This window comes from Candidatus Methylopumilus planktonicus (assembly GCF_000981505.1).
Lineage (GTDB): Bacteria > Pseudomonadota > Gammaproteobacteria > Burkholderiales > Methylophilaceae > Methylopumilus > Methylopumilus planktonicus.
In genome coordinates this window covers 1,209,621-1,233,646 of sequence record NZ_LN827929.1, presented here as the reverse complement: position 1 = coordinate 1,233,646, position 24,026 = coordinate 1,209,621, and the positions used below count along the sequence as shown (strand labels likewise).

Sequence of the window (24,026 nt, the reverse complement as noted above, 5' to 3'; positions counted from 1 at the left end):
TTTATTCATTGGGAAAGTTCGCGAACTTTCTCATCAAGAAATTGATGAGGTTTTAAAAACAACAGGAGAAATATATGAACAAGAATATTAAATTAGCGGTAGCGGGTGCAGTTTTAGCACTTAGCTCACATGCTTCTAATGCTGGTATCATCATTCCAGCTGGTGAATGGACGCTAGACGTTAACGGTAACGTGAACGCTTTTGCAAACTGGACGAAAACTGATCATGCAGCTTCTATCACTGGTGGTATAGCTGCAGGCAAAGACTCGCAAAACGAAGATCAGACTCAAGGTATTAACACAGGTCTTCTTCCATCATGGTTAGGCTTTACTGGTACAACACGTCAAAATGATACAGATGTATCTTTTACAATCTCAATGCAACCAAACGTTTCAGATAACGGTGCAGCAGGTGATACAGCTACGCCTTTATTCCGCCAATCTTATCTTACATTCGGTGACAAATCATGGGGTAGCGTAAAGCTTGGTAAAGATATCGGTATTTTTGCTAGCGATGCAATCCTAAATGACATGACATTATTAGGTGTTGGCGCTGGTGCACTTAATTCAGGTGGCGCTACAACACTTGGTGGTATTGGTACTGGTTATGTTTATGCTGCATGGAAAGGTCAAGTAGCTTATACGACTCCTAACTTCAATGGTTTCCAAGCAACAGTTGGTATTACTAATCCAAATCAAGGCTTAACTTCAACTGGAGTAGCAAGTGCTTCTTCATTATTGTTTCAAGATCGTTTTGGTATAGAAGGTAAAGCTTCTTACTCATTTGCTGCAGATAATTTCTCAGGCAAAATTTGGGTTGGTGGCGCTTCTATGAAAGTAAAGACAGCTGACAACAATGCTGGTGTTCCAAGCGGAACAGCTTACGAATATTCTGCAACTGCAGCTGATATCGGAGCAAACGTTAATGCTGGAAATGTGGGTCTTACAGGTTACTACTACTCAGGCGAAGGTCTAGGAACTACAACATTCCTCTCTCAAGGTTACAAAACTGGTAGCGGTAAGAGAGACTCTGATGGTGGCTATGTTCAACTTACATATAAGTTACCTACAGCAACTAAGTTTGGCCTTGCTTTCGGAAGATCTAATCTAGATTTAGCTTCTGGTGAGTCTTCAGCAAGTAATACTTTAGTTGATAGCAATGAAAGAATAACAGCTGGTCTATATCACCCACTCACTAAGCACTTAAATTTAGTGGCTGAATGGAATCAGGTTGAAACTAAAGCACACGGTGGCCTAAAGAACGAGAATACAACAGGCTCACTTGGTGCTATTTTATTCTTCTAAGATCTCTAAGTTCTTAATAGTATAAAAATAAAAACGGCATCTTCGGATGCCGTTTTTTTCTTTAAGGAAATATAATTGAAGAAAATTAGTGTATTACTTTTAATGATCCCTATTCTTTCCTGCAAGTCTTTAATGAATCCGCAAGAACAGCCTGTCAATTTGGTCGATCGTAAAAATAATATTTATATGACTACGTGCAGCGGATTGGCAGAAACAATAGGCTCCTGTTACCAAAAAGCTCAAAATACTTGTGATAAGGGCTATATTGTCTTAGAGGAAAAATTTGATAGTTCAGGTGTGCATCGTCAGATCAAATTTCAGTGTAAAACTTAGCAACCATAATAAAGTTACTATTAAAGTGGTTTACTATTCCCCGATAATCTTAACAAGCACCCTTTTTTTTCGTCGCCCATCAAATTCACCGTAGAAAATTTGTTCCCAAGGACCAAAGTCGAGCTTTCCAGAGGTGACAGCAACTACCACCTCACGACCCATGATCTGGCGTTTGATGTGTGCATCAGCATTGTCTTCACCGGTATTGTTATGGTGGTAATGGCTCAGGGGCTCATGAGGAGCTAAAGCTTCTAACCATACCTTATAATCATGATGCAATCCCGACTCGTCATCGTTAATAAATACACTCGCAGTTATATGCATCGCATTCACAAGAATTAGCCCCTCTTTGATACCGCTCGCTAACAGGCACTCTCTCACGTCTGGAGTGATGTTTGTAAAGTGCATTCTGGCTGGAGCGTTGAACCAAAGTTCTTTTCGGTAAGTTTTCATAGCAAACATTTTCTATAAAAAATTTATTCAAAACCTTGAAGTGATCGTTTGTTTGCCTCAAGCCAGTAATTTGCCATCTCTGTATTTCTGTAGTTCATAAAACATGGAGTGCCAAGCGTAAAGTGGATTAGTTTAGCTTTTATATTGATAGGATACTCAATGGCAAGCCAATTCCATTCCATAGGGAGCTCTCCAATATCGTTATCATTAAGCCATGAGAAACGGTGGAGATATTTACCAGTTTGCTTAGCAATAAAATCAGGGGTAAGTATTTTATGACTCGGATGGCTACAATTCCAGAGAACAACACTTGACCAGTTTTTTCTAGGATAGTTTTCATTGATGTTACCAAGATATTTTTGCGAGGCCTTGGTTTTATAATTATGTTTCACAACAAGAAGTGCCTTAGATTCATCTCTTAAATCCCAAAGCTCCTTGATATCAGCCTGACAAATCATATCGCCATCAGCAAATATAGCCCAGCCTTTAAAGTCATTTAGATATGGCGTTAAGAATCTTGAGTAAATAAAAGCATTACTCCCATCAGTATGCTCCTCTTTATAATCTTTCAAGGTATTAACTGCTAAAGGTGTAAAAGTAACTGGTAGTGAGGATTTCTCAATAACACTTTGTGTAAAGGTATGAAAAGCAATCGCTTCTTTTTGATCAAAACCAACAACAACATTAATTTTCTCACCCATTATCTTGCCCTTATTTTTTTTGATAAATCATCAATTGTTTCATCCCATGAATGGGATTTAGTATTTCGATATATTTTTACAGCAGGATACCATAATGAGTAATCGCGAGACTCACCCCAATACCAAATTTTTCCAAAAGCATAAGGTAAAAGCAAATAAGTTTCCTTATGCAATGCACCTGCAATATGTGCAGTAGCATTGCTTATTGTGACTATATAATCACATGCATCGATTAATGAAGTTAATCCATCTAAATTATTATAGTTATCAATTTCATTGATAGATTTTATTTCAATGCCATATTCATTTAAAAATTTTTCTTTTTCTTCTAAATTATCATCATATTGTAAATCTATAAAAATAGTATTTGGTATTGAAAGTATTGGTAGAAGCTGTGTTAGAGATAAAGTTTTAGCTTCCCCAATCTCTTTATTATTACTTTTCCATGAAATACCACATACTTTAAAACCCTCTTTTTTTAATTCTTTTTTGAGAGAATCAACTTCTCTTTGATCTGCTTTTAAATAAGCTAAGGGATGCGTATCAAAATCTTGGATTGAATTTCTGAAAAATTTACCTAAACTACCCATGGGTAAATGAAAATCATATTTTGACTCTAATAGTTTTTCATCTGCTGAAATAAAAGTGACATTATCAAATTGAGAGAAAGATCGTTTAAAAAGACTAATAAGTCTGGAGTCTACGGAAACGTAAAATTTATTTTTCGTTTTGAAAGCATCGAATAATAAACTAGCATAAATGATTTGATCACCAATACCTTGTTCTGCCCAAATAAAGATTGTTTTATCTGATGTATTAAAGCTTTGAACTTCTGGTTTTGAAGATTTTAGGAGACGAAACATATCCTCACATTTTGTCCTATATTCGTAAAATTTCCAGCCATCTAAAAACTCTTCCTTATTTAGCATAATTACAGCCGTGTTGAGATGGGCATAGGGAAAATGCTTATCAATTTTAATAATTTTTTTATATAAATTTATTGCCTCATCATACTCGCCAAGACATTGGTATATATAAGCCTTATTATTAAGTGCTTCCAAATTATTTCTATCCAACTGTAAGAGGGTATTATAAATTTCAGAAGCTCTAAAAAAATTTCTTTTCTTTTGGAGGCAAATACCAAGATTTAAAAGTACAGATTTATTATTTGGATAAATTTCTAATATATTTTCAAACTCAGAAATAGCTTGGTCATATAGGTGAAGTTTTATTAAAAAGGCCCCATACTTTTGAATTAAGAATGGCTCTGACGGATCTATATTAATCGCATTTTTATAGTCATCCAGAGCCTTATTAAAATTTTCCAAAGAATTATATAAATCAGCTCTATTGAGATATGCCTCGCAGAACCTTGGGTTGATATTAAGTGCCATTGTAAAGTTTTCAAAAGCCTTTTCATTAAAACCAAGTTTTATATGCGTCTTACCTAGTGCGTTAAATGCCTCAAAATAATCTACCTTTAATAAGATAGCCTTACTTAAATTGTTACATGACGACTCATAACGTTTTAACTCATATTCAGCAATCCCTAAATTACAAAAAGAGAAAGGCTGGCTAGGATCAAGTTCTATTGATTTATTAAATAAGGGAATTGCTTTTTTTGGGAATTTTTTTTGAATATATACAGTCCCTAATAATGAGAGGGCTAGGGGGTGCTCCGGATTCCTTTCGAGAAACGAGTGATAAATCTCTTCTGCTAATGAGAGGTTATTTGATCGATGATATTGAATAGCAAGTGATAACTCACCCATTATCTTGCCCTTATTTTTTTTGATAAATCATCAATTGTTTCATCCCATGAATGGGATTTAGTATTTCGATATATTTTTACAGCAGGATACCATAATGAGTAATCGCGAGACTCACCCCAATACCAAATTTTTCCAAAAGCATAAGGTAAAAGCAAATAAGTTTCCTTATGCAATGCACCTGCAATATGTGCAGTAGCATTGCTTATTGTGACTATATAATCACATGCATCGATTAATGAAGTTAATCCATCTAAATTATTATAGTTATCAATTTCATTGATAGATTTTATTTCAATGCCATATTCATTTAAAAAATTTTTCTTTTTCTTCTAAATTATCATCATATTGTAAATCTATAAAAATAGTATTTGGTATTGAAAGTATTGGTAGAAGCTGTGTTAGAGATAAAGTTTTAGCTTCCCCAATCTCTTTATTATTACTTTTCCATGAAATACCACATACTTTAAAACCCTCTTTTTTTAATTCTTTTTTGAGAGAATCAACTTCTCTTTGATCTGCTTTTAAATAAGCTAAGGGATGCGTATCAAAATCTTGGATTGAATTTCTGAAAAATTTACCTAAACTACCCATGGGTAAATGAAAATCATATTTTGACTCTAATAGTTTTTCATCTGCTGAAATAAAAGTGACATTATCAAATTGAGAGAAAGATCGTTTAAAAAAGACTAATAAGTCTGGAGTCTACGGAAACGTAAAATTTATTTTTTCGTTTTGAAAGCATCGAATAATAAACTAGCATAAATGATTTGATCACCAATACCTTGTTCTGCCCAAATAAAGATTGTTTTATCTGATGTATTAAATTCCCTAAGCAATGGTTTAATTTGAGATTTTATAGCTTTATCCCAAAATCTGTTTTCATAGAGTATCCAGCCATCTTTAAATAAATCCAATGCTAGGTAAAGATAACTTTTTTTTGCTTTGGCTTCTTTTGATTCTGTATTAAGTTTAATTGCATAGTCATAATTATCAATTGCTTTATCAAAATCTTTAATTTCTTCATAAATGAAAGATTTTTTTATGAAATAGTGTTCATTAAATTTATTACCATGTATTAGATCATTAATTAAATCTAATGCTTCAATGAATTTTTTTTGTTTGATAAAAACCCCGCATTTATTGAACATTGCAAGTTCAAATTGAGGATTTTTTTGAATGGCAAGATTATAATCTTTAAGCGCATCATTAAGATCATTTAAATTTTCATAAGCAATTCCACGATTATAATATGTCATAAAGTGATTAGGATTAACTTGAATAGCTTTAGAATAGGACTCTATTGCAAAGTGATAATTATTAATTAAATTATGCAGAAATCCATGATCAACTAATGCTAAATAATTTTTTGGTTCTTTTTGTAAGCATTTATCAAGACATACTATTGCATCAGTAAATTTGTTTAAAGCTTTTAAAGCGCGCGCTTTGTTGTATAACACATTTATTAAATTCGGATTAAGGTTTTCTGCCGTCTCAAGGTAATTTAAAGCCTCATTAGCCCTTCCAGTCTCTATGAGTCCATTAGCAAGATTGAGAATGAAATTTATTTCATTAGGACTAGAAATTATTGCCTTTTGAAGATATAAAATACCAAGGACAGTATTGCCTTCTTGCAACTCTATCGTTCCGAGATTACCAAGTACTTCAGGGTGATTTGGTATTGAATCCAGAAGACTATAATAAATTTTTTTTGCCTCAACTATTTTTCCTTGGCGACATAAAAATAAAGACTCTTTTAGAAGCCTTTGAATTTTTATAGCACTTATTTTGATCATAATTAATTTTAAAAAATTTTTATGATTCGAAATTTAGTTCGACTCGATTGCCTGCTGGGTCTTTTAAAAAAATTTGGTGTGCAGACATCCCTGGGATAGGTTTTTCATCGAAAGGAATATTAAGCCTTTTAAGTTTTTTTAATACGTCTTGATAGTGATCTGTCTTAAAAGCCACATGGTCGAATGAGGATTTTTGAGGAGAGCGACCATCACCCTCTTTAGGTGTGATGAGATGTAAAACATCTTTGTCGCCAATATATAACCAAAAACCAAAGCGTTCAAATGCGGGTCGAAAGCCCTCGGTGAGTCCTACCACATTACAGTAGAAATCTTTAAGTTGAATGACTAAATCTTTTTCTGCGACAAGCTGAATATGATTGATAGATAAAATCATGCCGCTATTTTTTTAGGTAGTGGGTTGCGGGGTGCGAAGACGAATATGGAGCTCACGTAATTGTTTTTCATCGACCGCATTTGGTGCTTTAGTAAGAAGACATTGAGCGCGCTGTGTTTTAGGAAACGCAATCACATCACGAATTGATTCTGCCCCTGCTAATAAAGTCACAAGTCGATCAAGACCAAAGGCTAGGCCACCATGCGGAGGAGCTCCGTATTGGAGAGCATCAAGCAGGAATCCAAATTTTTCTTTAGCCTCTTCTTTTGAAATCTTTAATGCATCGAATACTTTAGACTGGACCTTTTCTTCGTGAATACGAATCGATCCACCGCCAACTTCCCAACCATTGATCACCATGTCGTAAGCTTTAGATAGGCATTTACCTGGGTCAGTCACTAACAAATCTTCATGACCTTCTTTAGGGGCCGTAAATGGGTGATGGATAGCGACCCATCGATCGGTTTCTTCATCATGTTCAAACATGGGGAAATCAACCACCCATAGCGGTGCCCATAGCCTTCCATCCACATGATTTTTTTCATGACCAACTTTAAGACGTAATGCACCTAGAGCTTCATTCACAACTTTTTCTTTATCTGCACCAAAGAAAATAATATCGCCATTTGCGGCTCCTGTTTTTTCAATGATCGCTTTTAATGCATTCACATGAATATTTTTAACAATGGGGCTTTGAAGGCCCGTCTCGTTTAATTCATTGACGTCGTTAATCTTGATATAAGCTAAACCCTTAGCGCCATAGATTTTGACAAATTCAGTATAAGCATCAATTTCAGAACGTGTGATCGCGGATCCGTTTGGAACTCTTAATGCCACGACGCGACCACCTTTCATAGTGGCTGCACTTGAAAAAACTTTAAAGTCGACATCCTTCATCACATCAGTCAACTCAGTAATTTCTAGAGTCACACGCATATCAGGTTTATCTGAGCCATATTTATACATCGCTTCAAGGTATGTCATACGCTGGAATCGAGTTGGCAAATCAATGGATGCGACTTTCTTATACATCTCACGAATCATTTTTTCGACCATGGCCATAATGTCTTCTTCATTCATAAATGAAGTTTCAATATCGACTTGTGTAAATTCAGGCTGACGATCGGCCCTTAAATCTTCATCGCGAAAACACTTAGTGATTTGGAAGTAACGATCAAAACCTGACACCATTAACAATTGCTTAAATAATTGAGGAGACTGAGGGAGTGCAAAAAATTCACCTGCATGAATGCGAGAAGGTACTAAATAATCACGAGCACCTTCAGGTGTGCTTCGAGTCAACATGGGTGTTTCAATTTCCATAAATCCGTTTTCATCTAAAAAATCTCGTAAGACTTTAGCTACTCGATAGCGAAGACGTAAATTATTTTGCATCATCGGACGACGAAGATCCATAAAGCGATATTCAAGACGAATCATTTCTGAAATGGAATCGTCATCGAGCATAAATGGGGGTGTTAATGAAGGATTTAAAATTTCAATGGCGGAAGCTAGCAATTCAACTTCACCTGTTGGGATATTTAAATTAACTGTGCCTTCTGGACGAGATCTTACTTTACATATAACTTTTAATACGAATTCATTACGAATTGACTCTGCAGTGGCAAATGTTTCTTTTGTATCAGGATCGATCACAATTTGTGCGATTCCTTCGCGATCACGAAGATCAATGAAGATAACACCACCATGATCACGTCGACGATGAGCCCAGCCACATACCGTGACGGTCTCTCCAATATGTGTTTTATTTAAATCACCACAGTAATGCGTGCGCATCATTCTTAAAGTCTCTTTAGTAAATTATTAATTAATTTTTTGTTTTTTTTGCTTAGGAGGAACAACTCCCATGGAGATGACATATTTCAATGCCTGATCGACACTAATATCAAGCTCCACAATATCTTTTTTAGCGACCATCAGAAAAAATCCTGAGGTGGGATTAGGTGTTGTAGGCACATAGACACTCACGTGTTTGCCTTTTAAATGTTTTGCAATATCAGGGCTAGGTTCGCCTGTCAAAAATGCAATCGTCCGAGTATCGCGATTGGGATAATGAATGAGCACGGCTTTATTAAATGCACGACCTGATTCTGAAAATAAAGTATCGGATACTTGCTTGATACTAGAGTAAATAGAATTTACAAATGGAAGTCTTGAAAGCAATAATTCCCATAGCTTTAAAAATTGACGGCCAAATAAATTAGACGCTAAGAGTCCAATACCTAGAATCACACCGACCGTTAAAAGAACACCTAAGCCTGGAACATCAAATCCAAAAAAGTTTTTTGGCTGGTAATCGTAAGGCAACCAAATAAGTGTTTGGTCTAGGAAATGAATGAGTGAAGTAAGCACCCATATCGTAATCGCTAAGGGAACAAGGACAAGTAAGCCTGTTAAAAAATAACGTTTAAACATATTTAAAATTAACTCGAGGTTGAAGATGCGCTCGCATCTTTTTTGGTTTCAGTTTTTGTATCAGCTTTTGCTGAACTCTCTTTTGCTTTATTTTTAAAATCTGTGACATACCATCCAGAGCCGGTCAATTGAAAGCTTGGTGCTGAGACTTGTTTTTTGAAAGTCTTTTTATGGCACTCAGGACATGCCATCAAAATCGGATCTGAAATTTTGCGAAGCAATTCTTTAGAACATCCGCAAGCTTGACATGTGAAATCAAAAATAGGCATGAATTAAAAAGGAATGTCGTCTTCGAAATCATCAAAGTTTGTTGCAGCCGCTGCCTGAGGTGCGCCACTTGTTCTTTGAGGGGCTTGATTAAACTCATCATTACCTTGTGATGCTGGTTGACTAGGTGCACTTGATGAGCCACTTGAAGCACCGCCGCTATCCCGACTGCCTAACATTTGCATGCTATCTGCGATGATTTCTGTAGTGTAGCGATCTTGACCTTCTTTTGTTTGCCATTTGCGTGTTTGAAGTCTGCCTTCAATAAATACAGGACGACCTTTTTTTAAATATTCACCTGCGATCTCGGCTAACTTTCGATACATGACAATATTATGCCACTCGGTACGCTCTTGCTTTTCACCGTTCTTATCTTTCCAGTTGTCTGTCGTTGCAATACTAAAATTGCACACCGCGTCCCCATTGGGCATAAATCGCACTTCAGGATCCTTGCCTAAATTACCCATTAAAATCACTTTATTCACTGACGCCATGTTTTCCTCCTAGTAACCGAATAATTGATGCTTCATGAATCGTTTCGTGCTTGTTGACTTTGACCATCACCTTGCCCTCTTCAAGCAAGATCAAGACGTCACGCACACCTTTTATTTTTTTTAATTTTTGTTGCACTGTTGCTAATTGTTTAGGGCTTTTGAGTAATGATTTATTTTGAATCATAAACATTAAGGTTTTAATTGCGGGAGGTGCTTTCATCGATAACGCAAAACCTACCCACAACGTCATCAAAATGGCACAAAACGAAAATACTGAAAAACTACCACCAACATCCGCTAATAAACCACCTAATAAACCGCCAAAAAAAACACCTAATGACTGACAGGTATTATACACCCCAATCGCCGTCCCTTTAGCGCTTGGCGGGGCAATTTTACTGATCAAACTCGGCAAGCTTGCCTCTAAAACATTAAAAGCTACGAAGTAGACAAAAAGAGATGCCACTAGACCCCAAAAAACATTAATTAAAATGCCAAACATCAGTTGGGCAATGAGCATCAGAAAAATAGAGCTAATAAATACAAGCTTCGCTCTATTAAATTTTTCGCTCAGGATAATGATAGGAACCATAAAGACGAAAGAACTTAGAAGTACAGGTAGATAAACTTTCCAGTGCTGATTGACATCCATACCACCTGAAGTGGCTAGTGCTATGGGAACCACAATAAACATCGCCATTTGAGCCGCATGAAGTGCAAAGATCCCAAAATTTAAGCGAGAGAGTTCTTTATTTTTTAAAATGGATTTAAATGAGGGGGCAGGCTCTTTTAATGTTTTGGAAGTATTTATATTTAAAGGGGTGGGGACTACAAAACGTACGACTAAAATAGCTGACAATGATAAAAAACCTGTCAGCATAAAAATACCAGGCACACCTATGAGGTGATTTAATACCGGAGCGCCCATTAAAGATAAGGCAAAAGTAATACCAATTGTCGCTCCAATCATGGCCATCGCTTTGGTGCGATGTTCATCCCTTGTTAAATCTGCTACAAGCGCTGTAATCGCCGCGGAAATCGCCCCCGCCCCTTGAATCGCACGGCCTAAAATAATGATATTGATATCGTCTGAGTATCCTGAAACAAATGAGCCTAAAGCAAATAAAAGCAGGCCAATATAGATAATGTTTTTCCGTCCATAACGGTCAGACAACATACCGAAAGGTAATTGAAATAAAGCCTGAGTGAGGCCGTAAGACCCTAATGCAAGTCCCACTTGGAAAGCCGAGGGGCTTCCGGGTAAGCTTTCCGCGTAAATAGCAAAAATAGGTAGGATTAAAAACATGCCTAACATTCTTAAGCCGAAGATCGATGCCAGGCTTAAGCTGGATCGAATTTCGAGCGGGGTCATACCTTGTTCTATCTTCATAAACTTGAATTAGATATTTCTTATTTTCGAATAATTTCGTATATTAGCAGGTTACCTTTAAAAAGCTTAAGTTGCATGGATACGATTAAGATTCGCGGGGCTAGAACCCATAATTTAAAAAATATTTCACTCGATTTACCACGTAATAAATTGATTGTGATTACAGGCCTATCTGGTTCCGGCAAATCATCTTTAGCTTTTGATACGCTATATGCTGAAGGACAGCGAAGATACGTGGAGTCTTTATCGGCTTATGCACGTCAATTCTTAGAGCGCATGAATAAACCAGATGTTGATTTAATCGAAGGTTTATCTCCTGCCATTTCCATTGAACAAAAATCGACTTCACATAATCCTCGCTCCACTGTAGGTACGGTCACTGAAATTCATGATTACTTAAGGCTTCTTTATGCAAGAGCAGGCGAGCCTGAATGTCCCACACACGAACATACTTTGGAATCACAAACGGTATCCGAAATGGTGGATACATTATTAGCCCTCCCCAATGATACAAAAATTATGTTGTTGGCTCCTATCGTCAATAGTCGAAAGGGTGAGCAACAAGATTTATTTGAAGATTTAAAAGCGCAAGGATTTATTCGTTTGCGCATCGATGGTGAGATTTATGAAATTGATGCCCTACCAAAACTCACGAAGACAAAAAAACATCAAGTTGATGTGGTGGTTGATCGCATTAAAATTAACCCAGAAATTAAACAGCGCATTACAGAGTCGACCGAAACTGCATTAAGGCTTGCTGATGGCAAGATGATTGCGATTGAAATGGATACCAATAAATCTCATCTCTTCTCAGCGAAATTTGCATGTCCGCTTTGCGATTATTCTTTGGAGGAATTAGAGCCGCGTATTTTCTCATTTAATAATCCAATGGGAGCCTGCCCTGAGTGTGATGGACTTGGTAATATTAATTTCTTTGATCCAAAACGCGTGGTGGCTTTCCCACATTTGTCTCTTGCATCTGGTGCTATTAAAGGTTGGGACAAGCGCAATCAATTTTATTTTCAACTCCTTCAATCATTAAGTGAGCATTATAAATTTGATTTAGAAATTGCTTTTGAAGAGATTCCTGAAAAAATTCAAGACGTCATTTTGAATGGCAGCGGGAGTGAGCAGATTAGTTTTTCTTATCTCAATGAGCGCGGCCAAATTAACAAAAAGATGCATAGCTTTGAAGGCATCTTAAATAATTTAAAACGTCGTTATCACGAAACCGATTCAGGCACTGTGCGAGATGAGCTCGCAAAATATTTGAATATGCAAACCTGCCCTGCATGCCAAGGTTCACGCTTACGCATTGAAGCAAGACATGTCAAAGTGGGTAAAAAAAATATCCATGAAATATGCAATACCCCTTTAAAAGAAACGGTACATTTTTTTGAGTCGCTTAAACTTAAAGGAGCTAAAAAAACCATTGCTGAAAAAATCATATATGAAATTACGAGCCGCTTAAAATTTTTAGTGAATGTCGGTTTAGATTATTTGTCACTTTCCCGATCAGCTGAAACTTTATCCGGTGGTGAGGCACAACGTATTCGTCTAGCTTCACAGATTGGCAGTGGTTTAACGGGCGTCATGTATGTGCTCGATGAACCATCGATTGGACTCCATCAACGTGATAACGATCGTTTACTTGAAACCTTAAAGAGATTGCGCGATTTAGGTAATACCGTGATCGTCGTTGAGCACGATCAAGATGCGATTATGAGCGCTGATCATGTGGTCGATATTGGCCCAGGTGCAGGTGAACATGGGGGTTATATAGTGGCTGAAGGCACACCTAAGATGATTGCCAAACATCCTAAGTCACTGACAGGTCACTATATTAGTGGTCGTAAAGAAATCAAATATAAAAATAAACGCCTATTGCCACGCACTTTGAAATGGTTAGAGTTAAAAGGTGCCAAGGGAAATAATTTAAAAAATGTACATTTAAAATTACCGATTGGCCTTCTCACATGTGTTACCGGTGTGTCAGGCAGTGGCAAGTCATCCCTCATTAACGATACGCTCTATCGTGCCGTCGCGCATCATTTATACGGCAGCCATACTGAGCCTGCTGAGCATGCATCGATTAAAGGCCTAGACTTTTTTGATAAAGTCGTCGATGTTGATCAAAGTCCGATTGGAAGAACACCTAGATCCAATCCTGCAACATACACAGGACTATTTACCCCCACGCGAGAACTTTTTGCACAGCTTAATGAAAGCCGAAACCGAGGTTATGGGCCAGGCCGTTTCTCATTTAACGTTAAAGGCGGTCGATGCGAAGCGTGTGAGGGAGATGGTGTTATAAAAGTTGAAATGCATTTCTTACCAGATGTATATGTCCCCTGTGATATTTGCCAAGGGAAACGTTATAACCGTGAAACTTTAGAGATTCAATTTAAAGGTAAAAATATCCATGAAGTTTTATCGATGACCGTTGAACAAGCCCACCAATTTTTTAATGCCATTCCTGCGGTTGAAAAAAAATTACGTACCCTCATTGAAGTGGGCTTAGGTTATATCACTCTAGGTCAAAATGCGACGACACTCTCGGGCGGTGAAGCGCAGCGTGTTAAATTGGCGTTAGAGCTTTCAAAGCGCGATACAGGCACAACACTTTATATTTTAGATGAGCCAACCACTGGACTTCATTTTGCCGATATTCAGTTATTGCTTGACGTGATCCATAAGCTTCGTGATGCTGGAAATACCATTGTCATCATTGAACATAATTTAGATGTGATTAAAACCGCAGACTGGGTGATCGATTTAGGCCCTGAAGGTGGTGACGGTGGTGGTGAAATTATTGCGGAAGGCACACCTGAAGAAGTTGCCAACAATAAGAAGAGTTATACGGGTAAATACCTAAAACCTTACCTAAAATAAATTACGGCACTTGAGCCGAATTCATTCGAGATAGGATGATTCCACTTCGCTCAATCAATCCTGAAGCATCTTGATGACGCTCATAATATTTAGGATTAGGAATCATGGAGGCTAACTTAGCCGACTGAAAACTATTTAAATCTCTTGCATGTGATGAAAAATAACGAAGGGATGCAGATTCAATTCCATACACATTATTGCCCCACTCAATCACATTCAAATAAATTTCTAAGATTCTTTGTTTGCTTAAAATTGTTTCAAGCATGAGCGTGATAATCGTCTCTTCTGCTTTTCGCCAAGGTGTTCTTTGGTTGGATAAGAATAAATTTTTAGCAAGCTGCTGACTAATAGTAGATCCTCCCGCCACAATTTTTTTACGCCGCTTATTTTTTTCATAAGCTTTTTCAATACCCTCCCAATCAAAACCTTCATGGTCAATAAACTTGGCATCTTCGGCCGCAATCACGGCTTGTTTAATATGAATCGAGATTTGGTTGTAATTCACCCATTGATGACGCAGCGTTGCTTTTTCATCTTTCTCTTGAAGATGTTCGAGTCTCGATTCCATGAAAGCACTTTCACCTGGATTGACAACCGTCCATAAAATAATGTGAAGTAAAATCCAGAGCTGATAGAAAAAGAACAAAAGAAACGAAACAGATAAAACTTTTCCTTTGAAGGATCGATGACTCCAACATAGATTTTTTAATCGTGCTTGCAATTAAAACCCTTTTAAAGATTCAATGACAGATTTTGTTTGAGGCTTAATAAGATGCCAAATAAAAAAAGCTTCCGCCGCTTGTTCAACTAACATGCCTAGACCATCTGATGTTTTAGACCCTTGTGATTGAGCTTGCTCAATAAAGAACGTTTCTTTGCCATACACCATTTCATACGCTAAAGATCCTTCATGAAAAACTTTATGATCTATTCCAAGTTCAGTATTATTTAAACCGGCTGAGGTTGCATTGATGATGACATCAAAATATTGATGCGGACATTTTGCAATTTCAATGACGTTTAAATTCACATCAAAACTTTTTGCATGCACATCCATTTTATTTTGAATCACGTTTGATTTTTCAATCGTACGATTGGTAAGTATCAATTCAGATGGTTTTTTTTCTAGCATAGAATAAATCACACCTTCTGCCGCACCACCTGCACCGATGAGTAAAATTTTCTTACTTTTTAAATCTACATTTAAGTTTTGTTCGAGATCTCTTACTAATCCTATGCCATCTGTATTGTGACCAATGATTTCATCGTTTTTAAATTCGAGCGTGTTGACAGCTTCAGCGATTCTAGCGTGATTGGAATGCTGGCTAGCTAATTCATAAGCTTCTTTTTTAAAGGGTAATGTGACATTAGCCCCACTTACTTTTTGTGCGATGAGTTGATGAATTGTATTTTTAAATTCATCGAGAGGAGAAAGGATGGCTTCGTAATCAATATGGAGTCCAACTTCTTTAGCAAACGCACTATGGATTTGAGGAGATAGGCTGTGATGAATTGGATTACCAATCACGGCAAAATGTTTTTCAAGTTCAGTCATGGACCACTATCACATCGATTTGATTAAGGTTTTGAGTATAAGTGTTTTTGTAAAAACTGCCATCAAACTCATTTATGCACTTATTAAGTGCATAAAACTCATATATGCATTTTTTTGGTGCAATTATTGACATTTCTCTTTTAAATCTCAAGTAATAACAGAGCCTTACAACATTATTTGATTGGCACAATTTATGCTTACTATTAATATGTTGAAATGCATTAATGAACAACAGTTTGAATCACAATTGAAGCTTTTAGGAGAATGAAATGGCAATCGCTGATGTAATGAAAAAGATCAAAGATAACAATGTTAAGTTCGTGGACTTTAGATTCACGGATACACGAGGCAAAGAACAGCACGTCAGCGTGCCTGTCTCAGCTTTTGATGAAGATAAATTTAAACAAGGTCACGCATTCGATGGTTCATCGATTGCAGGTTGGAAAGGCATTCAAGCATCCGACATGTTGCTGATGCCAGATCCAGATACGGCTAATATCGATCCATTTATGGAAGAGCCAACCTTGATCCTGACATGCGATGTCGTAGATCCAACGGACGGTAAAGGTTATGAGCGTTGCCCTCGAAGCTTAGCGCGTCGTGCAGAAGCTTATTTAAAATCAACAGGGATAGGTGACACAGCTTACTTTGGCCCGGAGCCAGAATTCTTTATTTTTGATTCCATCACTTGGTCTCAAGGTATGGATGGATGTCACGTTAAAATTAATTCAGAAGAAGGTGCGTGGGATTCTGCAACACAACACGAAGGCGGCAATACTGGCCACCGTCCAGGGGTTAAGGGCGGTTACTTTCCAGTACCACCCGTGGACTCACTTCAAGATGTGCGTTCAGCAATGTCGATTACACTAGAAGCAATGGGTGTTCCAGTTGAAGTGCATCACCATGAAGTCGCCACTGCAGGCCAATGTGAAATCGGTACTAAATTTAGTACGCTCACACAACGTGCCGATTGGACGCAACTTCTTAAATACGTGGTATTAAACACGGCACATAACTATGGCAAAACAGCGACATTCATGCCAAAACCAATCCTAGGCGATAACGGTTCAGGTATGCACGTGCATCAATCCATTTGGAAAGATGGTAAAAATTTATTTGCAGGTTCAGGTTATGCGGGTTTAAGTGAACTCGCGTTGTTCTACATTGGCGGTGTGATTAAACACGCACGCGCACTCAATGCGATTACTAATCCGGGTACGAATTCTTATAAACGTTTAGTGCCAGGCTATGAGGCACCAGTGAAATTAGCTTACTCTGCGAAAAACCGCTCAGCATCGATTCGCATTCCATTCGTGGAAGGTGATAAAGCGCGTCGTATTGAGGCGCGATTCCCTGATCCAATAGCAAACCCATATCTTGCATTCAGCGCATTGATGATGGCAGGTTTAGATGGCATTCAAAACAAGATTCACCCAGGTGAACCAGCGACAAAAGACTTGTACCATTTAACACCTGAAGAAGATGCACAAGTGCCAACTGTATGTTCATCTCTCGAGCAAGCGCTTGAGTATTTAGATAAAGATCGCGAGTTCTTAACGCGCGGTGGTGTCTTTACCGATGACTGGATCAATAGTTATATCGATCTTAAGATGGAAGAAGTGACTAAGATGCGTATGACGCCTCATCCAATCGAATTCAGCATGTATTACAGCTGCTAATTCGTTTAAACAATTAAAAAGACGGCTTTTATAGCCGTCTTTTTTTATGCCTTCATTTCGGGCTAATACATATGTGCACTCTTTTAGTGCATTACCGCTTAATATTCCTTACAATATCCTTATACACCCTAGTAAATAGGCCTTAAGACCATCTGTCAAAGTTGGCTCAAGTTTTGCTTGCTATATAAATGAAAATGGAAAATTCATGAAAAAAACCACGATGCCATCCTTATCCCCAGAGCTTAAGGGAATTGAACACTTAGCAAGTGCGGTATTGCTATGTGATATTGAGGGCCATATTTTGTATATGAACCCATCGGCAGAGATTCTATTTGGACTCAGCGCTAAACATATTTACAAGATGAAGCTGGATGATGCATTTCCTCATTCTGACATTTTAAAATTAGCCATCAGCCAAGCTTTAAATAACGATACACCTTATCGTGAGCATGAGTTTTTAATTACCACTTTAAAACATCAGTCCTATTCTGTGACATGCACCATTACACCCATTCAAACTGGATCGATGCGATACATTCTTGAGTTCCAACAAATGGATCAGCAATTAAGAATTGCAAAAGAAGAACGCATGTTGATTCAACAACAAGCGAACTCAGAATTGATTCGTAATTTAGCGCATGAAATTAGAAACCCATTGGGAGGATTAAGAGGGGCAGCACAACTTTTAGAGCATGAGCTCCCAGATGTTTCTCTAAAAGAATATACACAAGTTATCATTAAAGAAGCAGACCGTCTGCAGTCTCTTATGGATCGACTGCTCGTTCCTCATCAAAAACCCAAATATGAACCGACAAATATTCATGAGGTTTTGGAGCGCGTTAGAAGTTTATTATTGGCAGAATCCCCTGATGAAATAAAAATTCAACGTGATTACGATACGAGCCTGCCTGACATTATTGGCGACCGAGAAAAATTGATTCAAGCGGTTCTTAATATTGCGCGGAATGCCGTACAAGCGATGCATGAGACACAACAGCAAGGTTTAATTATTTTTAAAACAAGAGCAGAGCGACAAATTATGCTCGCCAAAAAACGTTACCGTGTCGGTATTAAACTCGACATCATTGATAACGGACCTGGAATACCTGCAGGCATTCGCGACAAAATATTTTATCCACTTGTCTCTGGTCGTGAAGGCGGCTCAGGGCTCGGCTTATCTTTAGCGCAAACCTATTTAAGTCAGCATCAGGGCATGATTGAGTGTAAGAGTGAGCCGGGACAAACAACTTTTACGATTTTATTACCGATTAAAGATTTAGATGTAAAAGACGTTTCTATTCACAATCAAGAATCACAAGGATCTTAACTATGAAAGCAATTTGGATTATCGATGATGACAAATCCATTCGATGGGTATTTGAAAAAGCACTCGCACGAACTGATTTAAATTTTAAAACATTTAGTTCGAATAAGGAGGCACTTGCCGCCATCAAAGATGAAGAGCCGCAAGTGATTGTGAGTGATATTAGAATGCCACAAGGTTCCGGTTTAGAACTCCTTCAGGTCATCAAAGAAAAGTATGCACATATTCCTGTCATCATCATGACAGCTTATTCTGATTTGGAAAGTGCGGTCGCCGCATTTCAAGGAGGAGCGTTTGAGTATTTAGCTAAACCTTTTGATGTCGATCAAGCGATTGAAATTATTCATCGTGCGATTGATGAATCTTTAAAGCAAACGAATCAAGAAGTCTTATTTGAAAACTCAACCGAAATGATTGGACATGCGCCATCGATGCAAGAAGTTTTTCGTGCGATCGGACGACTGAGCCGTTCTCACGCCACGGTTCTTATTAATGGTGAATCAGGTAGTGGTAAAGAGTTGGTTGCAAGTGCACTTCATAAGCATTCCCCTCGTGCAGATAAACCTTTTATCGCGATTAATACAGCCGCTATTCCAAAAGATTTATTAGAGTCTGAACTTTTTGGCCATGAGCGCGGTGCATTTACAGGAGCGCAAGCTTTGCGCAAAGGCCGTTTTGAACAAGCGGATGGCGGTACACTTTTTTTAGATGAGATTGGTGATATGCCAGCGGACCTTCAAACAAGACTTTTACGTGTTTTAAGTGATGGTCAGTTTTATCGTGTCGGTGGGCATAATCCAATTAAAGTTAATGTACGTGTGATTGCAGCGACTCATCAAGATATGGAAGAACGAGTTAAAGCAGGACTCTTTCGTGAAGATTTGTTTCATAGACTTAATGTCATTCGCTTACGTTTACCAGCATTACGTGAGCGCGCAGAAGACGTTCCAGATTTAGCACGCCACTTCTTGCAACAAAGTGCACAGCAATTAGGGGTTGAAGCAAAAATTCTATCTGAAGATACCTTAAGTTATTTATCGCACCTTCATTGGAGTGGCAATGTCCGCCAACTTGAAAATGTGTGTCATTGGTTAACCGTCATGGCACCAGGTCAAAATATCGACATTAAAGATTTGCCACCTGAATTGAAAAATCATGATGTGCATAAAGAAGTATTAGCTAATTGGAAAGATGCATTAAAGCAAGAAGTGCAATTAGCTTTAAATAAAAATCAAAAAGATATTTTGACCGATCTCAATCAAACATTTGAGAAGATTTTAATCGAAGAAGCGCTTTCGTTCACAAAAGGAAGACGCATTGAGGCAGCAGAAATGTTAGGCTTAGGAAGAAATACCTTAACCCGAAAAGTCAAAGAATTAAATATCGAAAAATAAATTTATTTTTTTGAATCAGGTGTTGCTTGATTTTGTACCTTAGGTGCAACGGTCATTACAATCATAGATTTAGCTGCCAATGGACCACCTTCAGTTATTTCTATGGTGAGTGTTCGTGTGCTACCCGTAAATACTAAAATACTTAATCTAGCTTTAGTTGATGAAATAAGCTGCCAATTATGTTTTGGGTATTCCTTCACAAAAAAAGCACTTGCCTCCAAAGACTCCATACTTGATGACAATTCAATGCGACCCGCCCAATTATCACCCTCACCTAAAATTAAAGATTTATCTGGTGAGATGCGCGCATCTTTAGGAAGAGGCATTTGATTAAAAAATAAACTTTCTATCTTTTTAATATCATCAAAGCGCTTACTTAAGTCGCCTAGATTATCAGTAGTGGCACAGCCAGTGACGAGAAGAAAAGCTAAAAGAGATAGGAGTTTTTTCATGGAACTGAGTTTAATTCAAAATTTGTAAAATAGCCATTTTACAAAACGAACCCAATTTTTAAAGGCAATTATTGCTTAACGTAAGCTTCTAGCTCCTTGATTAGGTTTTTTTGATACACAATCATTTCTTTAGCCACATCACCTAAGGACAACATACCAATGACTTTGGTGCCATCAATAATGGGTAAGTGACGAATATGCTTTTCGGTCATAAGCAACATTGCTTTTTCAAAAGTATCTTTACCGTGCCCCACGAGTACATTTTTAGTCATCACTTCCTCAATTAAAGTGACTTTAGATGACTTACCTTTTAGAACAACTTCACGCGCGTAATCGCGCTCAGAAAAAATACCGACCATTTTGTCTTTGTCCATCACAATGAGCGCGCCAATTTTATATTCGGCTAAGATAATGAGCGCATCAATCACGGGACGATTTGGGGCAATAGTAATTAATTCTTTATGCTTTTTATCAGCAATAAGTTGAGCAGCTGTTTTCATAAGGTACCTTTTTTGAAATCTTAGAATCTAAATATACACTTTATAATAATGACTCTACATTAAACAAGTATAAAAATGCTTCTTAAAAAAAATCAAAGCCTGATGGCTTTTTTAGCCCTTATGCTCTTATGTCTGATTTGGGGTTATAACTGGGTCGTTATGAAAAATGCCCTTCATTTTGCTGGTCCTTTTGATTTTGCGGCTCTTCGCACTATTTTAGGGGCACTTTGTTTATTCATTGTGATGCTTATCTTAAAAAAACCTTTTAGCATCAAAGAAATTCCAAGTCTGATTGCTTTAGGTCTTCTTCAAACTGCTGGCTTTACAGGGCTTTTAGTATGGGCTTTGGTTGAAGGTGGTGCTGGTAAAACAGCGGTACTTACCTATACCATGCCTTTTTGGACCATGCTTTTGGCCTGGCCACTTTTAGGGGAAAAATTGCGAGGATGGCAATGGCCCGCAGCTTTTTTTTCATTGATGGGCATTTTATTTATTTTGGATCCCCTTCATTTGGGCACCGATGTATTCAGCATGATATTAGCCATTGTGTCTGGCATTTCATGGGCGTTGGCTGTGATTTTAGCTAAAAAACTTCAAGCTCGTTCTCCTAATCTTGATTTGATTTCCTTAACCGCATGGCAAATGCTTTTTGGCTCCATACCTATTGTGGCATTGGCTTTCATGACACATACAGTCTCGATTGAATGGGATAGTTATTTTATAGGAGCGCTCATTTATAACGCAGTCTTTGGGAATGCGATTGCATGGCTATTATGGCTTTATGCATTAAGACATTTATCCGCAGGCATAGCGACCATGACCACAACGGTTTGTCCTGTTATAGCGGTCATTGCATCATCGATAGAACTTCATGAAGTCATTAAATCTTTTGAGTTATTGGGTATGTCTTTCATTGGAGTCTCTCTTCTGATGATTTCTTACGATCGTATTAAAAAACACAAAGAAGAGCTTGTCCAGCCGTGGCTTAGAAAAGAACCCATGATAAAATCAAAGTATAGAAAGGGCTAAGCATGGCAGGACATTCCAAATGGGCAAATATCCAACACCGCAAAGGTCGCCAAGACGCCAAGCGCGGAAAAGTATTCACAAAAATCATTAAAGAAATTACGGTTTCAGCAAGACTCGGTGGCGGAGAAGTCAACTTCAATCCCAGATTGAGAGCTGCTGTGGCACTCGCCAAAGAAGAAAATATGCCACAAGACAATATCACGCGTGCAATTAAAAAAGGTACGGGAGAATTGGAGGGCGTGAGTTACGAGGAAGTAAGATACGAAGGTTACGGCATTGGTGGGGCTGCCATTATTATTGATTGCTTAACGGATAATAAACAAAGAGCTGTTGCTGACGTAAGACATGCGCTCACTAAAAATGGCGGCAATTTAGGCACCGATGGATCCGTCGCTTTTTTATTTAAGCATTGTGGACGCATCTTTTTTGCTCCCGGCACAGATGAAAATAAAGTGATGGAACTGGCTTTAGAGGCAGGTGCTGAAGATATCATCAATGACGAAGATGGCAGTATTGAAGTGATCACTCCCACTCAAGAATTTATTCATATTAAAGAAGCGCTTTTAAATGCAGGTTTAAAAATAGAATTAGCAGAAGTCGCGATGCGTCCTAAATTAGAAAATGCTTTGAGTGGAGATGATGGTATTAGAATGCAAAAAATTCTAGATACGCTTGATGACTTAGATGATGTTCAGGAAGTTTATACCACCGCAGTGATTGAAGATTAAATTTATCATTGAGTGATCCTATTATCATCCTTGGTATTGATCCTGGTTTAAGAATGACTGGATTCGGTGTCTTGGAAAAAAGTGGTGACAAGATTCTTTATCTTGGAAGTGGCGTAATAAAAACTGTCAGCGCTAAAGTAGAAGCGCGTGATAGTTTGTCTGAGCGCATTCAAATTATTTTAGAAGGACTCTTTGAAGTGATCGATCAATATGAGCCAAAACAAGTTGCTATTGAGAAAGTCTTTGTGAATGTAAATCCGCAATCCACTCTTTTATTAGGTCAAGCAAGAGGTGCTGCTATCAGCGCTGCTGTGATCAAAAAATTACCTGTGTATGAATATACAGCCTTACAAGTTAAAAAATCAGTGGTAGGTTCAGGACATGCCAAAAAAGAGCAGGTGCAAGAAATGGTCAAACGTTTTTTAAAATTACCCGAATTACCGCAAGCCGATTCTGCAGATGCTCTTGCATGTGCGATGTGTCACGCGCATGCTTATAACCAATTGCAAAGCATGGATGCTTTAAGTTACCGTATGAAAAAAGGTAGGCTTGTATGATTGGAAGAATTTCCGGCATTCTTTTAGATAAAACGCCACCTTTGGCTTTAATTGACTGCAATGGAGTGGGCTATGAATGCGAAGTCCCTATGAGTACTTTTTATTTACTTCCTCAGGTGGGAGATAAAGTCACATTACTCACGCACTTTGTCGTTCGTGAAGATGCACAGCTTTTATTTGGTTTTGGTACCAACCAAGAACGTTTAATGTTTCGACAGCTTTTGAAAGTAAACGGTATTGGAGCTAAGTCCGCACTCGCGATTTTAAGCGGTTTATCGATTGATGAATTGATTCAAGCGGTGTCATTGCAAGAAGCAGGGCTCCTAACCCGTGTACCCGGTATCGGCAAAAAAACAGCCGAACGATTGCTTCTAGAGCTTAAAGATAAATTCACGCTTGATTCAGCGCTAAGTATTAAGGGTTCTGGTATCACATCGATCAGCCAAGATGTTCTCAATGCGCTCATTGCATTAGGCTACAATGAACGCGAATCTTTAAATGCAGTCAAAAGTTTAGATATGAATCTCACTGTGAATGATGGTATTAAACAAGCTTTAAAATATTTATCTAAAGGCTAAT

The 24,026-nt window shown here is 37.8% G+C and carries 26 protein-coding genes; 10 read left to right on the top strand and 16 right to left on the bottom strand.

Features of this window, described 5'->3' with window-relative positions; translation table 11 throughout:
- The first annotated feature begins 74 nt into the window (after positions 1-74).
- Together BN1208_RS06475 and BN1208_RS06470 are read left to right on the top strand one after the other, a co-directional pair.
- Positions 75-1,304 (top strand): porin, encoded by a 1,230-nt coding sequence (locus tag BN1208_RS06475; RefSeq protein WP_046488916.1) that lies wholly within the window; start codon positions 75-77, stop codon positions 1,302-1,304.
- Positions 1,305-1,379: 75 nt separating this feature from the next.
- On the top strand, positions 1,380-1,637 hold the full coding sequence (locus tag BN1208_RS06470) for a hypothetical protein (RefSeq protein WP_046488915.1): 258 nt from the start codon (positions 1,380-1,382) through the stop codon (positions 1,635-1,637).
- A 33-nt stretch (positions 1,638-1,670) separates the two neighbouring features.
- On the opposite strand, the gene BN1208_RS06465 is transcribed toward BN1208_RS06470, so the two are convergent.
- From BN1208_RS06465 to BN1208_RS06415, 12 genes are all read right to left on the bottom strand, one after another.
- Positions 1,671-2,090, bottom strand: coding sequence for a secondary thiamine-phosphate synthase enzyme YjbQ (locus BN1208_RS06465; RefSeq protein ID WP_046489405.1), 420 nt, complete (start codon positions 2,088-2,090; stop codon positions 1,671-1,673).
- Positions 2,091-2,113: 23 nt separating this feature from the next.
- Entirely contained in the window at positions 2,114-2,791 is a 678-nt protein-coding gene (locus BN1208_RS06460; protein WP_046488914.1) for a glycosyltransferase, read from the bottom strand.
- On the bottom strand, positions 2,791-4,563 hold the full coding sequence (locus tag BN1208_RS06455) for a tetratricopeptide repeat protein (RefSeq protein ID WP_046488913.1): 1,773 nt from the start codon (positions 4,561-4,563) through the stop codon (positions 2,791-2,793). The genes BN1208_RS06460 and BN1208_RS06455 overlap by 1 nt, the downstream gene beginning before the upstream one ends.
- Positions 4,563-4,718, bottom strand: a complete 156-nt coding sequence (locus BN1208_RS07305; protein WP_156157797.1) for a hypothetical protein — start codon at positions 4,716-4,718, stop codon at positions 4,563-4,565. The genes BN1208_RS06455 and BN1208_RS07305 overlap by 1 nt, the downstream gene beginning before the upstream one ends.
- Positions 4,719-4,866: 148 nt before the next feature.
- The gene (locus BN1208_RS06450; protein WP_046488912.1) at positions 4,867-5,154 is read right to left on the bottom strand and encodes a hypothetical protein; all 288 of its coding nucleotides are present in this window, start codon (positions 5,152-5,154) and stop codon (positions 4,867-4,869) included.
- A gap of 128 nt (positions 5,155-5,282) precedes the next feature.
- Positions 5,283-6,356, bottom strand: a complete 1,074-nt coding sequence (locus BN1208_RS06445) for a tetratricopeptide repeat protein (RefSeq protein ID WP_046488911.1) — start codon at positions 6,354-6,356, stop codon at positions 5,283-5,285.
- Positions 6,357-6,375: 19 nt separating this feature from the next.
- Positions 6,376-6,750 (bottom strand): VOC family protein, encoded by a 375-nt coding sequence (locus BN1208_RS06440; protein ID WP_046488910.1) that lies wholly within the window; start codon positions 6,748-6,750, stop codon positions 6,376-6,378.
- 12 nt (positions 6,751-6,762) lie between these two features.
- The gene (gene aspS, locus BN1208_RS06435) at positions 6,763-8,550 is read right to left on the bottom strand and encodes an aspartate--tRNA ligase (RefSeq protein ID WP_046488909.1); all 1,788 of its coding nucleotides are present in this window, start codon (positions 8,548-8,550) and stop codon (positions 6,763-6,765) included.
- Positions 8,551-8,574: 24 nt separating this feature from the next.
- Positions 8,575-9,186 (bottom strand): DUF502 domain-containing protein, encoded by a 612-nt coding sequence (locus BN1208_RS06430; protein WP_046488908.1) that lies wholly within the window; start codon positions 9,184-9,186, stop codon positions 8,575-8,577.
- Between the two features lie 8 nt (positions 9,187-9,194).
- Positions 9,195-9,455: an FmdB family zinc ribbon protein gene (locus BN1208_RS06425; protein ID WP_046488907.1), complete on the bottom strand. Its 261-nt coding sequence runs from the start codon at positions 9,453-9,455 to the stop codon at positions 9,195-9,197.
- A 3-nt stretch (positions 9,456-9,458) separates the two neighbouring features.
- On the bottom strand, positions 9,459-9,947 hold the full coding sequence (locus tag BN1208_RS06420; RefSeq protein WP_046488906.1) for a single-stranded DNA-binding protein: 489 nt from the start codon (positions 9,945-9,947) through the stop codon (positions 9,459-9,461).
- Entirely contained in the window at positions 9,931-11,337 is a 1,407-nt protein-coding gene (locus BN1208_RS06415) for an MFS transporter (protein ID WP_046488905.1), read from the bottom strand. Before BN1208_RS06415 ends, BN1208_RS06420 begins: the two co-directional genes overlap by 17 nt.
- 75 nt (positions 11,338-11,412) lie before the next feature.
- Between BN1208_RS06415 and uvrA the strand changes: the two genes are divergently transcribed.
- The gene (gene uvrA, locus BN1208_RS06410) at positions 11,413-14,229 is read left to right on the top strand and encodes an excinuclease ABC subunit UvrA (protein WP_046488904.1); all 2,817 of its coding nucleotides are present in this window, start codon (positions 11,413-11,415) and stop codon (positions 14,227-14,229) included.
- 1 nt (position 14,230) lies between these two features.
- Here uvrA and mtgA read toward each other — a convergent pair whose 3' ends face one another.
- Both mtgA and aroE read right to left on the bottom strand, forming a co-directional pair.
- A complete protein-coding gene (gene mtgA / locus BN1208_RS06405; protein ID WP_046488903.1) occupies positions 14,231-14,950 on the bottom strand; it encodes a monofunctional biosynthetic peptidoglycan transglycosylase in 720 nt (239 codons plus the stop codon).
- Positions 14,951-15,784, bottom strand: coding sequence for a shikimate dehydrogenase (aroE, locus tag BN1208_RS06400; RefSeq protein WP_046488902.1), 834 nt, complete (start codon positions 15,782-15,784; stop codon positions 14,951-14,953).
- A gap of 269 nt (positions 15,785-16,053) precedes the next feature.
- On the opposite strand from aroE, the gene glnA reads away from it, so the two are divergent.
- From glnA to ntrC, 3 genes are all read left to right on the top strand, one after another.
- Positions 16,054-17,463 carry a type I glutamate--ammonia ligase gene (gene glnA, locus BN1208_RS06395; protein WP_046488901.1) on the top strand — a complete coding sequence of 470 codons (1,410 nt, stop codon included), beginning with the start codon at positions 16,054-16,056 and terminating at the stop codon, positions 17,461-17,463.
- Positions 17,464-17,668: 205 nt separating this feature from the next.
- Positions 17,669-18,790, top strand: a complete 1,122-nt coding sequence (gene glnL, locus BN1208_RS06390) for a nitrogen regulation protein NR(II) (protein WP_420885846.1) — start codon at positions 17,669-17,671, stop codon at positions 18,788-18,790.
- A gap of 2 nt (positions 18,791-18,792) precedes the next feature.
- Positions 18,793-20,181 (top strand): nitrogen regulation protein NR(I), encoded by a 1,389-nt coding sequence (gene ntrC, locus BN1208_RS06385; RefSeq protein WP_046488900.1) that lies wholly within the window; start codon positions 18,793-18,795, stop codon positions 20,179-20,181.
- Positions 20,182-20,183: 2 nt separating this feature from the next.
- Here the strand turns inward: ntrC and BN1208_RS06380 are convergent, their stop codons facing one another.
- Both BN1208_RS06380 and BN1208_RS06375 read right to left on the bottom strand, forming a co-directional pair.
- The gene (locus BN1208_RS06380; RefSeq protein ID WP_046488899.1) at positions 20,184-20,633 is read right to left on the bottom strand and encodes a hypothetical protein; all 450 of its coding nucleotides are present in this window, start codon (positions 20,631-20,633) and stop codon (positions 20,184-20,186) included.
- Positions 20,634-20,701: 68 nt separating this feature from the next.
- Positions 20,702-21,133 (bottom strand): CBS domain-containing protein, encoded by a 432-nt coding sequence (locus BN1208_RS06375; protein WP_046488898.1) that lies wholly within the window; start codon positions 21,131-21,133, stop codon positions 20,702-20,704.
- Positions 21,134-21,208: 75 nt separating this feature from the next.
- On the opposite strand from BN1208_RS06375, the gene BN1208_RS06370 reads away from it, so the two are divergent.
- The 4 genes from BN1208_RS06370 to ruvA are packed head-to-tail and all read left to right on the top strand — an operon-like array spanning position 21,209 to position 24,025.
- Positions 21,209-22,162, top strand: a complete 954-nt coding sequence (locus BN1208_RS06370; protein ID WP_046488897.1) for a DMT family transporter — start codon at positions 21,209-21,211, stop codon at positions 22,160-22,162.
- A 2-nt stretch (positions 22,163-22,164) separates the two neighbouring features.
- Entirely contained in the window at positions 22,165-22,890 is a 726-nt protein-coding gene (locus BN1208_RS06365) for a YebC/PmpR family DNA-binding transcriptional regulator (RefSeq protein WP_046488896.1), read from the top strand.
- Positions 22,891-22,898: 8 nt separating this feature from the next.
- Positions 22,899-23,447 (top strand): crossover junction endodeoxyribonuclease RuvC, encoded by a 549-nt coding sequence (gene ruvC, locus BN1208_RS06360; RefSeq protein ID WP_420885845.1) that lies wholly within the window; start codon positions 22,899-22,901, stop codon positions 23,445-23,447.
- Entirely contained in the window at positions 23,444-24,025 is a 582-nt protein-coding gene (gene ruvA, locus BN1208_RS06355) for a Holliday junction branch migration protein RuvA (protein ID WP_046488895.1), read from the top strand. The genes ruvC and ruvA overlap by 4 nt, the downstream gene beginning before the upstream one ends.
- Position 24,026 lies beyond the last annotated feature (1 nt).

Coding starts and splice junctions, on each gene's coding strand:
- BN1208_RS06475 (WP_046488916.1), top strand. CDS start 75: ATGAACAAGAATATTAAATTAGCGGTAGCGGGTGCAGTTTTAGCACTT.
- BN1208_RS06465 (WP_046489405.1), bottom strand. CDS start 2,090: ATGAAAACTTACCGAAAAGAACTTTGGTTCAACGCTCCAGCCAGAATG.
- BN1208_RS06460 (WP_046488914.1), bottom strand. CDS start 2,791: ATGGGTGAGAAAATTAATGTTGTTGTTGGTTTTGATCAAAAAGAAGCG.
- BN1208_RS06455 (WP_046488913.1), bottom strand. CDS start 4,563: ATGGGTGAGTTATCACTTGCTATTCAATATCATCGATCAAATAACCTC.
- BN1208_RS06450 (WP_046488912.1), bottom strand. CDS start 5,154: ATGGGTAGTTTAGGTAAATTTTTCAGAAATTCAATCCAAGATTTTGAT.
- BN1208_RS06445 (WP_046488911.1), bottom strand. CDS start 6,356: ATGATCAAAATAAGTGCTATAAAAATTCAAAGGCTTCTAAAAGAGTCT.
- BN1208_RS06440 (WP_046488910.1), bottom strand. CDS start 6,750: ATGATTTTATCTATCAATCATATTCAGCTTGTCGCAGAAAAAGATTTA.
- aspS (WP_046488909.1), bottom strand. CDS start 8,550: ATGATGCGCACGCATTACTGTGGTGATTTAAATAAAACACATATTGGA.
- BN1208_RS06430 (WP_046488908.1), bottom strand. CDS start 9,186: ATGTTTAAACGTTATTTTTTAACAGGCTTACTTGTCCTTGTTCCCTTA.
- BN1208_RS06425 (WP_046488907.1), bottom strand. CDS start 9,455: ATGCCTATTTTTGATTTCACATGTCAAGCTTGCGGATGTTCTAAAGAA.
- BN1208_RS06420 (WP_046488906.1), bottom strand. CDS start 9,947: ATGGCGTCAGTGAATAAAGTGATTTTAATGGGTAATTTAGGCAAGGAT.
- BN1208_RS06415 (WP_046488905.1), bottom strand. CDS start 11,337: ATGAAGATAGAACAAGGTATGACCCCGCTCGAAATTCGATCCAGCTTA.
- uvrA (WP_046488904.1), top strand. CDS start 11,413: ATGGATACGATTAAGATTCGCGGGGCTAGAACCCATAATTTAAAAAAT.
- aroE (WP_046488902.1), bottom strand. CDS start 15,784: ATGACTGAACTTGAAAAACATTTTGCCGTGATTGGTAATCCAATTCAT.
- glnA (WP_046488901.1), top strand. CDS start 16,054: ATGGCAATCGCTGATGTAATGAAAAAGATCAAAGATAACAATGTTAAG.
- glnL (WP_420885846.1), top strand. CDS start 17,669: ATGAAAAAAACCACGATGCCATCCTTATCCCCAGAGCTTAAGGGAATT.
- ntrC (WP_046488900.1), top strand. CDS start 18,793: ATGAAAGCAATTTGGATTATCGATGATGACAAATCCATTCGATGGGTA.
- BN1208_RS06380 (WP_046488899.1), bottom strand. CDS start 20,633: ATGAAAAAACTCCTATCTCTTTTAGCTTTTCTTCTCGTCACTGGCTGT.
- BN1208_RS06375 (WP_046488898.1), bottom strand. CDS start 21,133: ATGAAAACAGCTGCTCAACTTATTGCTGATAAAAAGCATAAAGAATTA.
- BN1208_RS06370 (WP_046488897.1), top strand. CDS start 21,209: ATGCTTCTTAAAAAAAATCAAAGCCTGATGGCTTTTTTAGCCCTTATG.
- BN1208_RS06365 (WP_046488896.1), top strand. CDS start 22,165: ATGGCAGGACATTCCAAATGGGCAAATATCCAACACCGCAAAGGTCGC.
- ruvA (WP_046488895.1), top strand. CDS start 23,444: ATGATTGGAAGAATTTCCGGCATTCTTTTAGATAAAACGCCACCTTTG.